The sequence below is a fragment of the Aeromicrobium sp. genome (assembly GCF_036675695.1).
Taxonomy (GTDB): domain Bacteria; phylum Actinomycetota; class Actinomycetes; order Propionibacteriales; family Nocardioidaceae; genus Aeromicrobium.
This window is the reverse complement of sequence record NZ_JAKFEL010000228.1, coordinates 1-16,626: the sequence shown is the minus strand read 5'-3', so window position 1 is coordinate 16,626 and position 16,626 is coordinate 1. Positions and strand designations below refer to the sequence as shown.

The window sequence follows — 16,626 nt, the reverse complement described above, 5'->3', positions numbered from 1 at the left end:
AGCGACGCATTGAGGTCGGCAACCCGATCAAGTCGCTCGGAGCCCACACCGTTTCGGTCCGGGTCCACCCCGAAGTGAGCGCGCAGGTCAAGCTCAACGTGGTGCCCTCGAAGTAGTCCACCCCGCCCGGCGGCCTCCCCTGTATTGATTTCGGGGAAAGTCGCCGGGCATCGGTGGTCATTTATGGCCAAGCGAACTTTCCCCCTGAAGGGCGTATCCCTGCTGATCGCAGGTGCGCTCGCCTTGTCGGCTTGTTCTCTGCTTCCCAGCGACGATGAAGCGCCCAAGCCGGTGGTCAGCAAGTCGCTTCCCAACACTGACTGGAAGGCCGCTTCGGCTGCCAAGGTTGCCCAAGGCGGCGACCTGCGGCTCGCAGTGACAGCCCTCCCCACCAACTTCAACCCGCAGCATGCGGACGGTGCCATGTCGGACGCTCAGACGATCCTCGGCCCGACGTCAGGCGGAGCGGTGCGTGTCACCAAGGACGGTGACTGGACCGTCGACACTGACTACGCCAGCTCGGTGAAGGTGACCAACGAGAGCCCGCTGACCATCCGGGTCAAGCTCAACCCCAAGGCCGTCTGGCAAGGGGGAGCCCCCATCACGTCCAAGGACATGGTCGCCTTCTGGAAGGCGCAGAACGGCGAGGACAACGACTTTGAGGTCAGCTCGACCGAGGGTTACGAGGACATCTCCGACGTCCAGACCGACGGCCGCTACGGGTACGACGTGGTGTTCAGCGAGCCGACGGCAGAGTGGCCGAACTACATCTACCCCCGCCTGCCAGCCAACGTCAGCAAGAGTGCCAAGTCGTTCAACTCCGGCTTCGTCAAGAAGGCGCCGTCGTCCAACGGGCCCTTCCTGGTGGCATCTATCGATGCCAAGACCGGCACAGTGACCGAGAAGCCCAACCCGCGCTGGTGGGGCACCAAGCCCAAGCTCAGCTCGATCGTCTGGCGTATCGCCGCCCCTGACGTTCAAGCCAAGGCCTTTTCCGAGGACGGGCTGGACGCGATCAGCGTTGACGCGTCGACCTATTCGGTCGCGCGTGAGCACGGCACGATCCAGCAGGCGGCCGGTATCGAGTGGTCGCAGCTCACTCTCAATGGTGCCCGCGGACCACTCAAGGACGAGGACGTCCGTCGTGCTGTCTCGCGCGCCATTGACCGCACCAAGATCGCCGATACCGTCTCGGATGATTTCGGCCTTGATGGCGTGGCCCCCGGCAGCCTCGTCTATGTCCCCGGGCAGCGTGGCTATGCGGACTCGTCGTCTGCGATTGCGTTCGACCGGAAGGCTGCCAAGCAGCTGCTCGCCAAGGCCGGCTACAAGGCTGGTGCTGACGGTGTGATGGTGCGCAAGGGCAAGAAGCTCACCCTGAGGATGCCGGTGCCGATTGACACCCCGGCCAACCTCGAGCGTGCGCAGGCCATCAAAGCTGACCTCGAGAAGGTCGGTATCCAGGTGAAGCTCAAGAACGTTCCGGCGACGGACTTCTTCCCCAAGCATGTCGTTGCACTCGACTTCGACATCGTGACGTTCGTCTGGCGAGGATCAGCCTTCCCGATCGCCGAGGCGCAGTCTCGCTTCAACCCGATCGACTCGAGCCAGAACTTCACCGGCGTGGCCGACGGTGACATCGATGACGCATTCGACAAGGCTGCGGCGACCCTCGATGATGCGTTGCGGTTCACCCGTATCGGGCGGCTTGATCGACGTATCTTCGCCGACCCAGCAATGGTTCCGCTGGCCGTGACCCCGATCGTGATGGCGTTGCGCAATGACCTCCGCAACTACGGTGCGGCGCAGTTTGAGCAGCCCGACTGGACGATTGTCGGGTTCGTCAAGGCCGACTAGTCGCGCCGAGAACCATCCACGCGTCGCTGCGTTGCCGCAGCCACAGCGTCACCAGCCGCGCGGCGATGAAGGCGCCGTACGCGACCCACAGCCAGGTGAATCCCGCGTCGGTCCATCCGACGAAGAGAACCAAGGGAGCGTAGGCAACGAGGACCACCAGGCCGGCCTTGGCCAGGTAGGCGCCATCTCCGGCGCCGATCAACACGCCGTCAAGGACGAACACGATGCCCGAGAGAGGCTGGATCACCGCCACGACCAAAAGGGCAGGCACGAGGGCGTCCTGGACGGCGCGATCGGAGGTGAACAGCTGAGGAAGCCACGGGGCTGACACCGCCAGTACGATCGCCGCCACAAGTCCGGTGCTGATTCCCCAGACGATCATGCGCCGAGTCAGGTCTCTGGTGCCCGCGGCATCGCCGGCACCAAGGGTTCGGCCGGTCAAGGTCTGCCCGGCGATGGCGATGGCGTCGAGACCGAAGGCCAGAAATGTCACGATGGCCGCCGCGACCTGGTTGGCCGCCAACGGAACGTCGCCGAGCCGGGCGGCGACGAGAGTGCCGAGGACCAGAGATGCCCGGAGGGTGATGGTCCTGACGATGAGCGGCACGCCCTGGCGGCCGGAGTCCAGGATTTCGGCGATGCGCGGCCGGGCGGAAGCGTTGACGACGCGTGCTCGCCGAACGACGACGACCACGAGCCAGACGGCGGCAAACCACTGAGCCACGACGGTCGCGCTCGCGGCACCGCGAATGCCCCAGTCGAACCCGTAGACGAACAGCAGGGCGAGGCAGACGTTGAGCAGATTGGCGGCGATCGTTGCGATCAGTGGGGTGCGAAGGTCGAGGACCCCGCGCATCGCACCCGTCGCTGCGAGGATCAGCAGCATGGCGGGGACGGCCAGCGCTGAGATGACCAAGTAGTCCTGTGCCAGGCCTGCGACCCGGTCCGAGCTCGAGAGCGCTCGACTGAGCAGTCCGCTGGCTCCGGCGGTGAGCAGACCCAGTCCGACTCCCAGCAGGAGTGCCAGCCACAGGCTGCTCATGGCAAGCCCGAAGGCAGTTCGTTCATCTCCGGCCCCGTGGTGGCGGGCGACCGCAGAGGTGCTGCCGTACGCGAGGAAGATGCACAGCCCAACAACCGTACCGAGTACAACCGAGGCAGCCGAAAGACCGCCCAGCTCAGGCGTGCCGAGGTGGCCGACGATTGCAGTGTCGGCGAGCAACATCAACGGTTCCGTGATCAGCGCGAAGAATGCCGGAATCGCCACGCGAACGATCTGTCGATCGACGTCACGCTGGGCGAACATGAGTGCCTTCCTCGGGTGACGAGCGATGATCTGGCGTGCAAAGAGTGCGATATGTCGACAAGTTTACGAACAGGCGGCCGTGGACGAAAAACAGTCCTCAAGTATTTTGTCTCCACACCGGTGCGCAGACATCACCGCAGGTCAGATCCTCAAACGGATACTCGGTCCACCTCTTTTCCACACCTTCGTCCACGGACTGTGCACATGGGAACCCGGCGTTTTCCCCAGGCTGTGCCAGGTTACCCACACCCCCTGTGCGCGCCTGTCTATCGCCTGCTGACGCACCGGCCTACTGTGGCGAGTCGGCGGAAAACTGTCGGGTGGGACGCATAGCGTCGAGCATGTGCGAAAGGGTCACATTCAGTGAGTGTCACGGAGCTCTACGAGGCTGCGCCCGGGCCGGGCGAAGACGCCGGCTCCGGACGCGTTCCGCCGCAGGACTTGGCGGCCGAGCAGAGCGTTCTCGGCGCGATGCTGATGAGCAAGCTGGCGATTGACCCAGCCGCTGACATCCTCGACGGACGTGACTTCTACCGCCCCGCGCACGAGCTGATCTTCGACACGATTGTCGATCTGGCCAACCGCGGCGAACCGGCCGATGCGATCACGGTGGCTGCAGAGCTGCAGCGGCGCGGCGAAGTCGGCCGTATCGGTGGCGCGCCTTACCTCCATACGCTCGTTGCCAGTGTTCCGATTGCCGCCAACGTCGACTTCTACGCCGACATCGTTCACGAGAAGGCAGTGCTTCGCCGACTCGTTGAAGTCGGGCAGCGCATTGCCCAGCTGGGCCAGGCCGGTCAGGGCGAGGTTTCAGAGATCGTTGATCGGGCGCAGAAGGAAGTCCTCGACGTCGACGGCACCAAGACCGCCGAGGACTACAAGAACGTCTCCGACCTGATGCTGGAGACGATTGACGAGATCGAAGAGATCCAGGGCCGCGGCACCGAGATGCATGGTGTGCCATCAGGTTTCCCCGATCTTGACCGCCTCACGACGGGGTTCCGTCCCGGCCAGATGATCGTTGTGGCTGCTCGACCCGGTGTCGGCAAGTCGACCCTCGGCCTCGACTTCTGCAGGTCCGCGTCGATCCGTCATCAGATTCCGAGCGCGATCTTCTCGCTCGAAATGTCGGGACCTGAGATCGCGATGCGCATGCTTTCGGCCGAAGCCAAGGTCAACGTCTCGCAGATGCGTGGTGGCGGCATGAGCCAGCGCGACTGGGACGCGATCGCCAAGGCGATGCCACGCGTACAAGCAGCACCGATCGTCATCGACGACTCCGCCAACATGACGATGCCGGAGATCCGGTCCAAGGCCCGCCGCATCAAGAAGACCCATGGCCTTGGCTTCATGGTGATCGACTACCTCCAGCTGATGACGTCCGGCAAGCGAGTCGAGAACCGTCAGGTCGAGGTGTCGGAGTTCTCGCGTCAGATCAAGCTGTTGGCCAAGGAGCTCGAGATCCCGGTCGTCGCGATCAGTCAGCTCAACCGAGGTTCTGAGCAGCGCACCGACAAGACCCCGATGCTGTCCGACCTTCGTGAGTCCGGATCGATCGAGCAGGACGCCGATATCGTCATGCTGCTCAACCGTCCCGACGCCTACGGTGCCGGCGACTCCGATCGTCCCGGCGAGGCCGACATCATCATCGCCAAGAACCGTTCCGGTCCGGTCAACCGAGTCGCCGTCAGCTTCCAGGGTCACTACTCGCGCTTCACGCCGATGGCGCGTGACGCAGAGCCATCCGGAGCAGCCGCCGGCGACTATTTCGGCTAGCTACTGATAGCTGATGAGCTGGGGGTGGGGTTTGACCCGCTTCCAGGTCTGCGGGATGGACAGCATCGGCTTGTCCTCGTCGTGGAAGTTCTTCCAGCCCCAGAACACGCCTTTGGGTGCCTTCTCACGCAGGTAGTTCCACGTACCGCGCTTGGCGGCCTGCCCGCCTTGACCGTCGACGTGGATCACGGTTGCCAGCTCAGGCCTTGTGGTGACGACCTTCGAGCGTCCCTTGATCATGTTGATGTTGAACTGGTGGAGGACGAACACCTTCTGCGGGAGGTTGTTCTTGCGGGTGAGGGCAGCCAACCACGCGCCGACCTTGTTCACTTCGTGAACCGAAACGCTGCCGATCTGCCGGAGGTGCTTCTGGTGCTTTCGTAGACGCCACTCCGGATCGAGCGCCAGACCGACATGCGGTCGCTTGAGCAGAGACTCGTACTGCTTGGCCTGGGCGAGGAAGTGAGTTCGGCCCGGTTGCAGGTCGAGGATGACGTAGATGCCGTTCTTTTCCGCTGCGTTGATCAACGGCAGTAGCTCGCGGATCTTGGTCTCGGCGGAGTAGTTCTTGTCCTTGCCGGCGCCGGCGGACGCCACCGTGGCGATGATCTCGAACGTGGGCACGACCGGTGTCTTGACGATCTTGCGGTACTTCGCTGCGAGCACCTTGGCGCGTCTGACCGTCGCGGCAACGCTCTGCTCTCCGAGGACGCCGAGTGCCTTGGTGGACGGATGGCCGTAGAGCGCGACCATCGTGCGCCCCGGGAACGCGAGATAGCCGCCGCCGAACTGCTCCACACCTGATCGGACGGCGGCCAGCGTGTACTCAAGGTTGACGGTGAACCGCGGGCCAAGTGCGATGACGGGAGCCTTGGGAGCAGCGGCGATCGTCTTTGCGGCTTCCGGCACGGTGCGGGGGTCGCCGCGCGGAACCTCCAGGACGGTGGCCCCGGCGTTGGTCGCAGAGGCAACGGCGGCGGCGTTCCTCTTCAATGAACCGGTCAACACGATGATGTCGCGCTGCGGGGCTGAAGTGATGTCGAACGCCGTACGCACGCGCGCAACTTCCTTGCCGACCGTTGACTGCGTGGCAGGTCGAGCGTCGGCGTACGAGCTCGTTGTTCCGAAGGTCAGCACTGTGGATGGACCCAGTCGCTTGACCTCGGCTGCGGTCGCCGGATCATCGATCAGCACCGGAACTGCGAGCCTGTTCGCGGTGGCGACTGCCAGGTCCTGGGCTTTCGGGTCGGACGAGCTGGCAACCAGAACGACAGGCGACGAGGCGTACAAGCGACTTGAGACGGCGACGGCGTTCTCGGCGGGCGTTGTTGTCGCGACCAGCTCCAGGGATTTGGTGGGCATGCGCAGGTCGTCGGTCCGTGCGTCATCGTCGTCGGACGAGTGGAGTACGGCGAATCCGCTGGCGATGAGGGCGAGGCCAACGATCCCGGCAACCACGGCAGAGCGTTGGAGCGTGGGAGTTAGGCTCATGCCCGTGACACTACTGACCGCCCTTGCAATTGAGACAAGTAACGCCCCAGATTCGGGACTCGCGGGCTGGACGGTCGACCTGATGGACAAGCTGGGCTTGTTCGGCGCTGCGTTGGCAGTGTCGCTCGACAACTTCTTCCCACCGATCCCGAGCGAGATCATCCTCCCGTTGGCGGGGTTTGCTGCGAGCCAGGGCACGTTCTCACTGGCCGGAGCGCTGATTGCCACCACTGTCGGATCCGTCTTCGGAGCGTGCGTGCTCTATTGGCTCGGTGCCGTCTTCGGCCGGGAACGTGCAGCCTGGATCTTCGAAAAGACCCCGCTCCTCAAGGTGAGCGATCTGCAACGTACGGAGGCGTGGTTCTCCAAGCACGGAGGCCAGGCTGTCTTCTTTGGTCGCATGGTCCCGATCTTCCGCAGCCTCATCTCGATTCCGGCCGGCGTGGAGCGGATGCACTTCGGCGCATTCTTTGTGCTCACCGCGGCAGGTAGCGCGATCTGGAACTCGATCTTCGTCATCGCCGGCTATCGGCTGGGCGAGAACTGGGACGCCGTCGAGCCGTATGCCTCCGTGTTCCAAAAGCTCGTGATCGGTCTGGTGCTCCTGGTCATTGGGGTGTTCGTCTTCGTGAGGCTTCGGGAGCGACGCACAGCCTGAGCGACACGTGCTTGCCATCAGTCCTAGGCTGACGACATGACTGGATCCGACGAGAAGGCGGTGCTCGACGCCGTTCATCCGCAGCTGTTCATCGGCGGCGAATGGCGTGACGCTGAAGGCGGCAAGACATTCGGTGTTGAAGACCCTTCGACGGGCGCCAACCTCATCGACGTGGCGGATGCCAGCGTGGCCGACGGCAAGGCAGCGATTGATGCCGCTGTCGCTGTGCAGGATGAGTGGGCTGCCACACCACCGAGAGATCGCGGAGAGATCCTGCGAGGCGCGTACGAGCTGATCACCGAGCGCGTCGATGAGCTGGCTCTGCTGATGACGCTCGAGATGGGCAAGCCGATCAAGGAGAGCAAGTCGGAGATCGCGTACGCCTCGGAGTTCTTCCGGTGGTTCGCCGAGGAGGCTGTCCGCATCTCTGGTCGCTACTCGGTGGCGCCCAACGGTGCGACCCGACTGCTCACGCTCAAGCAGCCTGTCGGGCCTTGCTTGATGATCACGCCGTGGAACTTCCCGATGGCCATGGGCACCCGCAAGATCGGGCCAGCCATCGCGGCCGGTTGCACGATGGTGGTCAAGCCCGCGGCACTGACGCCGCTCTCGATGCTGCGGCTCGCCGACATCCTGGCCGAGGCTGGGCTCCCCAAGGGTGTGCTGAACGTCGTCACGACCACCAACACCGGCCCGGTCATGGAGCCGATCATTCGTGACCCGCGGCTGCGCAAGCTGACGTTCACCGGCTCGACTGAGGTCGGTCGAACTCTCATCGAGCAGAGCGCCGAGGGCATCCTGCGCGTGTCGATGGAGCTGGGTGGCAATGCGCCATTCCTGGTCTTCGACGACGCTGACCTCGACAAGGCGGTCGAGGGTGCCATGCTCGCCAAGATGCGCAACATCGGTGAGGCATGCACCGCCGCGAACCGCTTCATCGTGCACGAGTCGGTTGTCGAAGAGTTCGGCGAGAGGTTGTCGGCCAAGATGGTGGCGCTCACCATAGGCCGGGGTACCGATGATGGCATCGACGTCGGCCCGCTGGTCGAAGCCAAGCAGCGCGACAAGGTCGCCGAGCTCGTTGACGATGCGGTCGGCAAGGGCGCCAAGGCGCTCACCGGTGGCTCTGCACTCGAGGGGGAGGGCTACTTCTACCCGCCGACGGTCCTGACCCAGGTGCCCGACTCGGCTCGGCTGCGTACCGAGGAGATCTTCGGGCCCGTTGCGCCGATCTTCACGTTCACCGATGAGGCCGAGGCACTACGAATGGCCAACGACACGGAGTACGGCTTGGTCGCCTACGCCTTCACGCAGGACTACGCCCGCGCGATGCGCGTCTACGAGGCACTCGACACCGGTATGGTCGGCATCAACCAGGGCATTGTCTCCAACCCCGCCGCACCGTTCGGCGGAATGAAGTCGAGTGGATTCGGTCGAGAAGGTGGCACCGAAGGCATCGAGGAGTACCTCGAGACCAAGTACGTGGGCCTCGCCTTCTAGAACGAGACGTCCGCTCGTCGCTCGTCGCGGCTCGGCTTGTCGCAGTAGGTCTTGCCGTCGGTGAATCGCACGCCGTCGGTGAACCGCGCCTCGATCTGGCCCGAGCCGAACTGCTCGACATACAGACGTGAGTAGAGACCGCCCAGCTTGAGCAGCTCATCGTGGGTTCCCTGCTCGACGAGCTTGCCGTCCTCGAGACCGAAGATGACGTCGGCGTTGTGGATCGTCGACAACCGGTGGGCGATTGCGATCGTCGTGCGGTTGTGAGTCGCCCGCTCGAGCGCGTCTTGTACGAGGCGTTCGGTTTCGGTGTCGAGTGCCGAGGTGGCCTCGTCGAGAATCAGGATGCGCGGGTCCATCAGCAGCACGCGCGCGATCGCGAGCCGCTGCTTCTCGCCACCGCTGAGGCGATAGCCGCGCTCGCCGGTGATCGTCTCGTACCCGTCGGCGAACGACATGATGCGCTCGTGGATGTTGGCGTCGCGTGCGGCCTGCTCGATCTCGTCGGCGGTCGCGTCGGGCTTGGCGTACGCGATGTTGTCACGGATCGTGCCGTGGAAGAGGTACGGCTCCTGGGTGACCATTCCGATGGAATCGGCGAGCGATCCCATCGTCAGGTCGCGTACGTCAGTGCCGTCGAGCAGCACGGCGCCATCGGTGACGTCATAGAAGCGGGGCACGAGATACGTCGCGGTGGTCTTGCCGGAGCCGGACGGACCGACGATCGCGGCGAGCTGTCCGGGCATGACCTTGAGCGAGACATCGGCGAGCGCCCAGGACTTCTGTGGTGGCGCCTCTCCCTCCTCGCGATCGATGCGTACGCCAGTCTCACCGAAGCGATCGCCGCGCTTATCGCCCGTGAGTGAGCGGGGCTCGGGGTAGCGGAAGAACACGTCTCTGAACTCGATCTCGCCCCGCACGGTTGCCGGGTTGACCGTCTGGGCATTCGGTCGCTCGGTGATGGCCGGCTTCAGGTCGAGGTACTCGAAGATGCGGCGGAACAGCGCCAGCGACGTCTGCACGTCGAGCGTCACGCGCATCAGCTGGAGCAGCGGCATCTGCAGGCGCGCCTGGACGGTGGTGAAGGCGACGAGCGTTCCGGCGGTCAGCGAGGTGCCGTTGTTGAGCATGAATCCTGCGACCAGATAGACCAGCGCGGGGGTGAGCGCGAAGAATGTCTGCACGGTGGCGAAGAACGCGCGACCGGTCATGGCTTGGTCGACCTGGAGCTTGGTCTGGTTGCGGTTGGCCTCGCGGTAGCGCTGGACCTCTGCCTCCGAGCGGTTGAACACCTTCGACAGCAGGATGCCGGAGACGCTGAGTGCTTCCTCGGTGATCGCCGTCATCTCCGACAGCGACTCCTGGGTCTTGCGGGCAAGCTTCTGCCGGCGCTTGCCGACCTGCAGCTGGATGTAGACGAACAGCGGCATCACGATCAGTGTCAGGATCGTCAGCTGCCACGACAGGATCACCATCGACACGAATGCCGCGGTGACGGTCACCGTGTTCTGCAGGATCGTCGTGGCGGTGTCGGTGAGCACCGTACGTACGCCGGCGACGTCGTTGGCGAGGCGTGACTGGATCGCACCCGTCTTGGTCGCGGTGAAGAACGCGAGCTCCATCTTCTGGAGGTGCGCGAACAGGTCACCGCGGAGGTCGGCCATCGCCGAGTTGCCGATCGTTGACGTGAGCCAGTTCTGCCCAATACCGATCAGCGCGGTCGCAACCGGGATGAGGCACATGAAGCCGAACAGCCACCACAGCAAGGTGAGGTCAGGTTTGCCGACCGGCGGGAAGAGTGCCTTGTCGAACACGGCCTTCGTCAGGAACGGGACGATCGAGGTGAGGATCGCCGAGGCGACGACGGCTATGGCGACCAGGATGATCTGGCCGCGATAAGGCCGAAGCATGCGGGCGATGCGGCGGAGGATGGGCCGGTTGTTGCCGGCCTTCAGCTCCTCGTCCGGGATGTGGGTGATCTTGCTTCCACCACCTCCACCACCGCGGCCGCCGCCTCCACCGCCGCCCGGCATCAGTCGACGTCGATCTTCGTCAGCATGACTGCGGTGGCATCGCCTTCGACGGGAACGAGCTCGGTGGTGCCCCACACGCCAACCTCGGTACGGAGGATCGCCCAGATGAGCAGATTGGCCGGGTCGGGCACGAACTCAGAGTCCACTGTCACCGAGAACTCGACCGGTACGCCCGGTGCGTCGACCGCTGTGGCGGCGAGCACCTCACCTTCGGTGTCCACCAGCTTGACCGTGGCAATTGCTCCGGGCGGGACGGCAATGCGCTCGCGGAACAAGACATTGCCACTGACAGTCATGAGAGTCATGCCCTCGATGCTATGCCCGTCCTGGTCACTCGTCCCGATGACTGCGTACGTGGACGTGCCACGCGAGGCACACCGCCAGGACGGTGACAGCCAGCGTGATGAGGGAGATGACGACGCCGTGGAAGGCCATGGCGTAGAGCCCGTCGGGTATTGCGGTGACCACGGTGAGGAGCCCGAGGGCAGCGGCGACGCTGAATGCGCCGAGCAGCGCGTACGTGCCCAGCGCCCTGGGGGGTCGGGGGTCGTCGGCAGGCAGTGAACGCAGCTCGACCACGGCGTACGAGATCACGACGGCCAGACCGATGAGCGCCGAGCCGTACTGTGCCCATCGCAGACCCGAGAGGCCGAGGTGATCGGTTCGGAGCCAGGTCACCCGGTCGTAGCCCCAACGGTCGGCATGGGTGAACGAGTCCCAGAAGATGTGGGTTGCGGCGGCGATGGCTCCGGCGGGGATGGCGAGCAGCCACTGTCGTCGGCTCAGCCGCGCGTGCGGGGTCAGGCGCGATCGAATCGGCGCCGGCGAGAGATCGACCAACGGGTCGCGCAGCACGGCAAACCACACGAGCAGCGCAAACAGTGTGAGTGCAATGTCGACCGTGACGATGCTCAGCGGGTTGTGGGTGATCTCGTACCCGCGAAGCGAGCCGAGGTAGAGCGGCACGTCGAGAACCATCGACCCGAGCACGAGCGCCGTCATCGGCAGGCCGAGGCGCCGAAGTGGGAGGACGGCCGCCGGGTGGCTCAGGGTCAGCGGCATTCACTGAGCCTATTGCGCCAGCAGTGAACATCCTTGGAGAACGTCGAGTCACATGGTCGTCTGGAGAAGTGAGCAAGGTATTGGTCCTCGGTGGCACGTCCTGGCTGGGCGGGCAGATCGCGGGTCACGCGGTGATGCGTGGTCACGACGTCACCTGTCTGGCGCGCGGTGAGTCGGGCGAGGCGCCGACGTCGGCCACGTTCGTACAGGGCGATCGAGATGACCCGACCGCATACGAGAAGGTTCTCGACCAGCGTTGGGACATGGTGATCGATGTGTCACGGCAGCCGGGCCACGTGCGCTCGGCCGCCTGCGTGCTCGGCGGCGCGGCATCGCACTGGACGCTGGTGTCGACGGGCTCGGTCTATGCCGACCAGAGCGGACCGTTGACCGAGGCCTCACCGCTGCTCGACCCACTTGACGATGAGGTCGCCGGACCCGAGACATACGGCGAGGGCAAGGTCGCCTGTGAGGAGATCGTGCGCAGCCTGCCCAACCACCTCGTCGTACGCGTCGGGCTGATCGGTGGTCCTGGTGATCGCTCGGACCGACTGGGCTACTACGTGTCCCGGTTCGCCCTAGCTGGCGACGAACCGGTGCTGGTGCCGGACGTCGCCACCCAGCCGATGCAGGTGATTGACGTCCGCGATCTTGCGAAGTGGATCGCCGAGGCGGCTGAGGCGAACGTGACTGGCATTGTCCACGGCGCCGGCGAACGTACGACCGTCGGTGATCTGGTGCGGTTGTCGGCCGAGGCCGCCGACTTCACCGGCGAGCAGGTGCTGGCCGGCGAAGACTGGCTGCGGGAGCGCGATGTCGAGGAATGGATGGGACCGCGGTCGCTTCCGCTTTGGCTCCCTGCAAGTCACTACGGCATGGGGTTGATGGATGACGCCCGCTCGCTGGAGCGCGGACTCGTACGCCGACCGCTTGCCGAGACCCTGGCCGACACTCTGACGTACGAGCGCGACCAGGGTCTGGAGCGACAACGGAAGGCTGGGCTCTCCCGAGACGATGAGCTCGAACTGATTGCTCAGCTCAAGCCTTGAACCGGCGCAACCGCAAGCTGTTGGTCACCACGAACACCGAGCTGAACGCCATCGTGAAGCCTGCGATCAGGGGATTGAGCAGTCCGAGTGCCGCCAGCGGGATGGCCGCCACGTTGTAGGCGAATGCCCAGAACAGGTTGCCCTTGATCGTGCGGAGCGTCGCCCGAGACAGACGTACGGCGTCAACGGCCGTAGCGAGGTCGCCCTTGACCAAGGTGAGGTCCGATGCCTGGATTGCGACGTCCGTACCGGTGCCCATTGCGATACCGAGGTCAGAACCGGCCAGTGCTGCTGCATCGTTGACACCATCGCCGACCATGGCGACGACGCGGCCTTCGCCTTGGAGCTCACGGATCGTGCGCAGCTTGTCCGCTGGCGTGACATCCGCGATGACCCGGTCGATGCCCACCTCGGCTCCAACTGCCTCGGCGACGGCTTTGTTGTCACCGGTCAACAGGACTGGCTCCAGGCCCAGCGTTCGCAGCTGCCCGATGGCTCGGGCAGAGGAGGGCTTGATGGTGTCGGCGACCGTGATCGTGCCACGGAACGCGCCGTCCCATGCGACCGCGACAGTTGTGCCTTGAGCTCCTGAACTGGCTGGGGCCTTGACTCCCTGCTCGGTCAACCAGGACGGGCGACCCACGAGTGCGCTGCGGCCTTCCACCGAACCACGGACTCCAAAGCCGGCTTCGTTGGTGAACGACTCGACTGCGACAGGTGCGGCGAGCGTGGCGACGGCCCGGGCGATGGGGTGCTCTGACGCATGCTCGAGCGAGGCAGCAACGAGTCGCAGCTCGGTCGGATCCACGCCGGGTGCTGGGTCGACCGAGACAACGCTCATCTCTCCACTGGTGACCGTGCCTGTCTTGTCGAGCACGATCGTGTCGATCTTGCGGGTCGACTCCAGAATCTGCGGGCCCTTGATCAGGATGCCGAGCTGGGCACCTCGACCCGTGCCGACCATCAAGGCAGTCGGAGTCGCCAGGCCCAGGGCGCAGGGGCAGGCGATGATCAGGACCGCGACGGCGGCCGTGAAGGCTTCGGTCACCGAGTTGCCGAGGATCAGCCACGTGGCCAGGGTCGCCAGCGAGAGGACGATGACTGCGGGAACGAACCATGCCGAGATCCGGTCGGCGAGGCGCTGCACGTCGGCCTTGCCGTCCTGCGCTTCCTCGACCAGCCGTGCCATTTGGGCGAGCTGGGTGTCTGAACCAACGGCAGTGGCGCGTATGACGAGCCGACCGCTCTGGTTGATGGTGGCACCGGTGACGGCGGTGCCGACGACGACCTCGACGGGCACGGACTCGCCGGTCAGCATCGATTCGTCGACCGCTGAGCTGCCCTCGACCACGATTCCGTCAGTTGCGATCTTCTCTCCGGGCCGCGCAACGAACAGATCGCCTTCGTTGAGGTCGGTCAGGGCGATGGGAGTCTCCGCGCCGTCGCGGAGCACGGTGACCTCTTTGACTCCGAGATCCATCAGCGCTCGCAAGGCGGCGCTCGACTGCTTCTTGGCATTTGCCTCGAGGTAGTGGCCGGCGAGGATGAACACCGTCACGGCACTTGCGACTTCGAGATAGATCTCGTCATGTCCGCCACTGCTGGCCAGCCAGGTGAACTCCATGGTCATGCCGGCCATGCCTGCATCGCCGAAGAACAGTGCCCACACCGACCAGAGGTAGGCTGCGCCGACTCCGACGCTGACCAGCGTGTCCATCGTCGCCGCCCCGTGCCGGGCGTTGGTCCAGGCTGCCTTGTGGAACGGGTAGGCACCCCAGATGACCACGGGAGATGCCAATGCGAAGACGAGCCACTGCCAGTTGTCGAACTGAAGAGACGGAATCATCGAGACCAGTACGACTGGAAGCGCCAGGGCAGCGGAGATCTTGAGTCGCTGGAGCATCGAGGCGGCACCATGTAGACCCTCGTGGTCCGAGTGGTCCATCTCAGGCGCGTGCTCGTGACCTGTCGGGGGGCGCACTTTTGCTGAGTAGCCCGTCTTTGCGACGGTGTCGATCAGGGTCTGTACGTCGACGCCATCTCCAGCCTCGATGCTCGCCTTCTCGGTCGCGTAGTTGACCGTGGCGGTGACACCGTCGAGCTTGTTGAGCTTCTTCTCGACTCGCATCGCGCACGACGTGCAGGTCATGCCGCCGATGTCGAGCTTGTGAGTAGTCATGCCAACGGCAGGTCGCGCGGACCTGCGAGTGCATAGCCAGCCTCGTCGACGGCTTCGGCGACGAGAGCGGGGTCGAGTGGATCGGTGCTGGTGACGGTGACCGGGGACGTGCCTCCGGCGACGAGGTCAACGGTGACGTCGGTGACGCCCTCCAGTGCGGACAGCTCTTCGGTGACGGAGGCTACGCAGTGCGCGCAGGTCATTCCGTTGACGGGGTAGGTCTGGGTTGTCATGTCGTTCCCTTCTTATGAACGTACGAGGCGCGCGATGGCGTCCGACGCTTCTTTGATCTTGGTGTCGGACTCCTCGCCGCCGGCGCGGGCGGCGTTGACGACGCAGTGAGCCAGGTGCTCGTCGAGAAGCTTGAGGGCAACGGCTTCGAGCGCCTTGGTTGTGGCGGAGACCTGGGTGAGTACATCGATGCAGTAGGTGTCGTCCTCGACCATGCGGGACAACCCGCGTACCTGACCTTCGATGCGCTTGAGCCGCTTGAGCACGGCGACCTTGTCGTCGGAGTAGCCGGGTGTCACGTGGTCGGTCATTTGAGGAGCTCTTCCATGGTGGCGATCTCGGCCTTCTGCGCCGTGATGATGTTGCGGGCCAGCTCGGCAACGTCGGTCGACTTCCCGTCCTCGAGGACGTCGTCGGCCATCTCGATGGCACCGTCGTGGTGGCTGATCATCCCGGTCAGCCAGAGGCGGTCGAACTCGGCGCCGCGGGTCCGGGCAAGTTCACGCATCTCGGCGCCGCTCAGCATCCCGTCCATCTCCATGCCGTCCATGTCACCCATGTCGTGACCGCCCATCACGCTCTCGTCCCAGTCCTTGAGCCAGCCGCGCATCAGCGTGATCTCGGGTGCTTGGGCAGCTTTGATCTGGGCAGCGAGATCGACGACCTCGGGCGAGGCGTCAGCGCCAGGAACCAGGTCGGCCATCATGACCGCTTGCTGGTGGTGGGGGATCATCTGCTGCGCGAACTCGACATCGGCGTCGTTGTGGTCGGTCGAACCTCCACACGCCGCAAGAGCCAGCAGGGGCAGTACCGCAATGAACATCAGGATTCGCTTCATGGGCACGACCATACCCCTAGGGGGTATACAAATCAAGCGCGGCCTAGGCTGGTCACATGACAGAGATTCCCGGACTGGACGGCCTGCTCGGCGTCGAACACCTTGAGGCCACGGCTGACAAGGTCGTCGTGAGGTTCACGATCGACGAGCGGCACCTACAGCCATTCGGCATCCCGCACGGTGGTGTCTACTGCGCCGTGCACGAGTCGACAGCTAGCGTCGCCGGGCTCCTGTGGCTCAACGGCAAGGGAGTCGCCGTCGGCACCAACAACTCGACGGACTTCCTGCGCCAGGCGAAGGTCGGAGACACGATCACCACGACGGCCACCCCGATCCATCGCGGACGCACCCAGCAGCTGTGGCACCTGGACTCGGTGGATGAGGACGGCAAGCTCATTGCCCAGGGCCAGGTACGTCTCGCCAACCTGGAGCAGGAAGTCCCGCCCGAGGCACTCGCGCACTTCGCTGGCATCGCACCCGCCTGATCCGTCCGATCGCTGGAAGCGGATTTCGCGCCGGGAATCAGCCGGTACGATTGGGGTAGTTGATCGCGACTGGCGTTGAGGTGGGTACCACCGGGGAGCGATCGATCACCACGACATCGGGACCGTTCGCCTGGGCCCCACGTCAGCCAAGTTCTGCTGAC

At 64.6% G+C, this 16,626-nt stretch carries 16 protein-coding genes and 1 riboswitch; of the genes, 7 read left to right on the top strand and 9 right to left on the bottom strand.

Going from position 1 to position 16,626, the window contains the following annotated elements; all coding sequences use genetic code 11:
• Nucleotides 1-8: 8 nt before the first annotated feature.
• Both V6M39_RS14915 and V6M39_RS14910 read left to right on the top strand, forming a co-directional pair.
• The gene (locus V6M39_RS14915; RefSeq protein WP_332644602.1) at nucleotides 9-116 is read left to right on the top strand and encodes a 50S ribosomal L9 C-terminal domain-containing protein; all 108 of its coding nucleotides are present in this window, start codon (nucleotides 9-11) and stop codon (nucleotides 114-116) included.
• 67 nt (nucleotides 117-183) lie between these two features.
• On the top strand, nucleotides 184-1,857 hold the full coding sequence (locus tag V6M39_RS14910; protein WP_332644601.1) for an ABC transporter family substrate-binding protein: 1,674 nt from the start codon (nucleotides 184-186) through the stop codon (nucleotides 1,855-1,857).
• Here V6M39_RS14910 and V6M39_RS14905 read toward each other — a convergent pair.
• Nucleotides 1,844-3,163 (bottom strand): MATE family efflux transporter, encoded by a 1,320-nt coding sequence (locus V6M39_RS14905; RefSeq protein ID WP_332644600.1) that lies wholly within the window; start codon nucleotides 3,161-3,163, stop codon nucleotides 1,844-1,846. The genes V6M39_RS14910 and V6M39_RS14905 overlap by 14 nt on opposite strands.
• Nucleotides 3,164-3,526: 363 nt before the next feature.
• On the opposite strand from V6M39_RS14905, the gene dnaB reads away from it, so the two are divergent.
• Nucleotides 3,527-4,939 (top strand): replicative DNA helicase, encoded by a 1,413-nt coding sequence (dnaB, locus tag V6M39_RS14900; RefSeq protein WP_332644599.1) that lies wholly within the window; start codon nucleotides 3,527-3,529, stop codon nucleotides 4,937-4,939.
• On the opposite strand, the gene V6M39_RS14895 is transcribed toward dnaB, so the two are convergent.
• The gene (locus tag V6M39_RS14895) at nucleotides 4,940-6,430 is read right to left on the bottom strand and encodes a hypothetical protein (RefSeq protein WP_332644598.1); all 1,491 of its coding nucleotides are present in this window, start codon (nucleotides 6,428-6,430) and stop codon (nucleotides 4,940-4,942) included.
• A gap of 4 nt (nucleotides 6,431-6,434) precedes the next feature.
• Between V6M39_RS14895 and V6M39_RS14890 the strand changes: the two genes are divergently transcribed.
• Entirely contained in the window at nucleotides 6,435-7,088 is a 654-nt protein-coding gene (locus V6M39_RS14890) for a DedA family protein (protein ID WP_332644597.1), read from the top strand.
• A 36-nt stretch (nucleotides 7,089-7,124) separates the two neighbouring features.
• A complete protein-coding gene (locus tag V6M39_RS14885) occupies nucleotides 7,125-8,588 on the top strand; it encodes an NAD-dependent succinate-semialdehyde dehydrogenase (RefSeq protein WP_332644596.1) in 1,464 nt (487 codons plus the stop codon).
• Here V6M39_RS14885 and V6M39_RS14880 read toward each other — a convergent pair.
• The 3 genes from V6M39_RS14880 to V6M39_RS14870 are packed head-to-tail and all read right to left on the bottom strand — an operon-like array spanning nucleotide 8,585 to nucleotide 11,683.
• The gene (locus V6M39_RS14880) at nucleotides 8,585-10,621 is read right to left on the bottom strand and encodes an ABC transporter ATP-binding protein (RefSeq protein ID WP_332644595.1); all 2,037 of its coding nucleotides are present in this window, start codon (nucleotides 10,619-10,621) and stop codon (nucleotides 8,585-8,587) included. The genes V6M39_RS14885 and V6M39_RS14880 overlap by 4 nt on opposite strands.
• Complete coding sequence (locus V6M39_RS14875) at nucleotides 10,621-10,926, bottom strand: YbaY family lipoprotein (protein WP_332644594.1); 306 nt, start codon at nucleotides 10,924-10,926, stop codon at nucleotides 10,621-10,623. The genes V6M39_RS14880 and V6M39_RS14875 overlap by 1 nt, the downstream gene beginning before the upstream one ends.
• Nucleotides 10,927-10,951: 25 nt before the next feature.
• Nucleotides 10,952-11,683 (bottom strand): DUF4184 family protein, encoded by a 732-nt coding sequence (locus V6M39_RS14870; RefSeq protein ID WP_332644593.1) that lies wholly within the window; start codon nucleotides 11,681-11,683, stop codon nucleotides 10,952-10,954.
• A gap of 68 nt (nucleotides 11,684-11,751) precedes the next feature.
• Here V6M39_RS14870 and V6M39_RS14865 point away from each other — a divergent pair, with 68 nt between their 5' ends.
• The gene (locus V6M39_RS14865; RefSeq protein ID WP_332644592.1) at nucleotides 11,752-12,732 is read left to right on the top strand and encodes an NAD-dependent epimerase/dehydratase family protein; all 981 of its coding nucleotides are present in this window, start codon (nucleotides 11,752-11,754) and stop codon (nucleotides 12,730-12,732) included.
• Here the strand turns inward: V6M39_RS14865 and V6M39_RS14860 are convergent.
• The 4 genes from V6M39_RS14860 to V6M39_RS14845 are packed head-to-tail and all read right to left on the bottom strand — an operon-like array spanning nucleotide 12,722 to nucleotide 15,980.
• On the bottom strand, nucleotides 12,722-14,911 hold the full coding sequence (locus V6M39_RS14860) for a heavy metal translocating P-type ATPase (protein ID WP_332644591.1): 2,190 nt from the start codon (nucleotides 14,909-14,911) through the stop codon (nucleotides 12,722-12,724). The genes V6M39_RS14865 and V6M39_RS14860 overlap by 11 nt on opposite strands.
• A complete protein-coding gene (locus V6M39_RS14855; RefSeq protein ID WP_332644590.1) occupies nucleotides 14,908-15,144 on the bottom strand; it encodes a heavy-metal-associated domain-containing protein in 237 nt (78 codons plus the stop codon). Before V6M39_RS14855 ends, V6M39_RS14860 begins: the two co-directional genes overlap by 4 nt.
• Before the next feature lie 12 nt (nucleotides 15,145-15,156).
• Nucleotides 15,157-15,453: a metal-sensitive transcriptional regulator gene (locus V6M39_RS14850; RefSeq protein ID WP_332644589.1), complete on the bottom strand. Its 297-nt coding sequence runs from the start codon at nucleotides 15,451-15,453 to the stop codon at nucleotides 15,157-15,159.
• On the bottom strand, nucleotides 15,450-15,980 hold the full coding sequence (locus V6M39_RS14845; protein ID WP_332644588.1) for a DUF305 domain-containing protein: 531 nt from the start codon (nucleotides 15,978-15,980) through the stop codon (nucleotides 15,450-15,452). Before V6M39_RS14845 ends, V6M39_RS14850 begins: the two co-directional genes overlap by 4 nt.
• Nucleotides 15,981-16,036: 56 nt before the next feature.
• On the opposite strand from V6M39_RS14845, the gene V6M39_RS14840 reads away from it, so the two are divergent.
• Complete coding sequence (locus V6M39_RS14840) at nucleotides 16,037-16,465, top strand: PaaI family thioesterase (RefSeq protein WP_332644587.1); 429 nt, start codon at nucleotides 16,037-16,039, stop codon at nucleotides 16,463-16,465.
• 55 nt (nucleotides 16,466-16,520) lie between these two features.
• Nucleotides 16,521-16,608: riboswitch (ZMP/ZTP riboswitch) on the top strand.
• Nucleotides 16,609-16,626 lie beyond the last annotated feature (18 nt).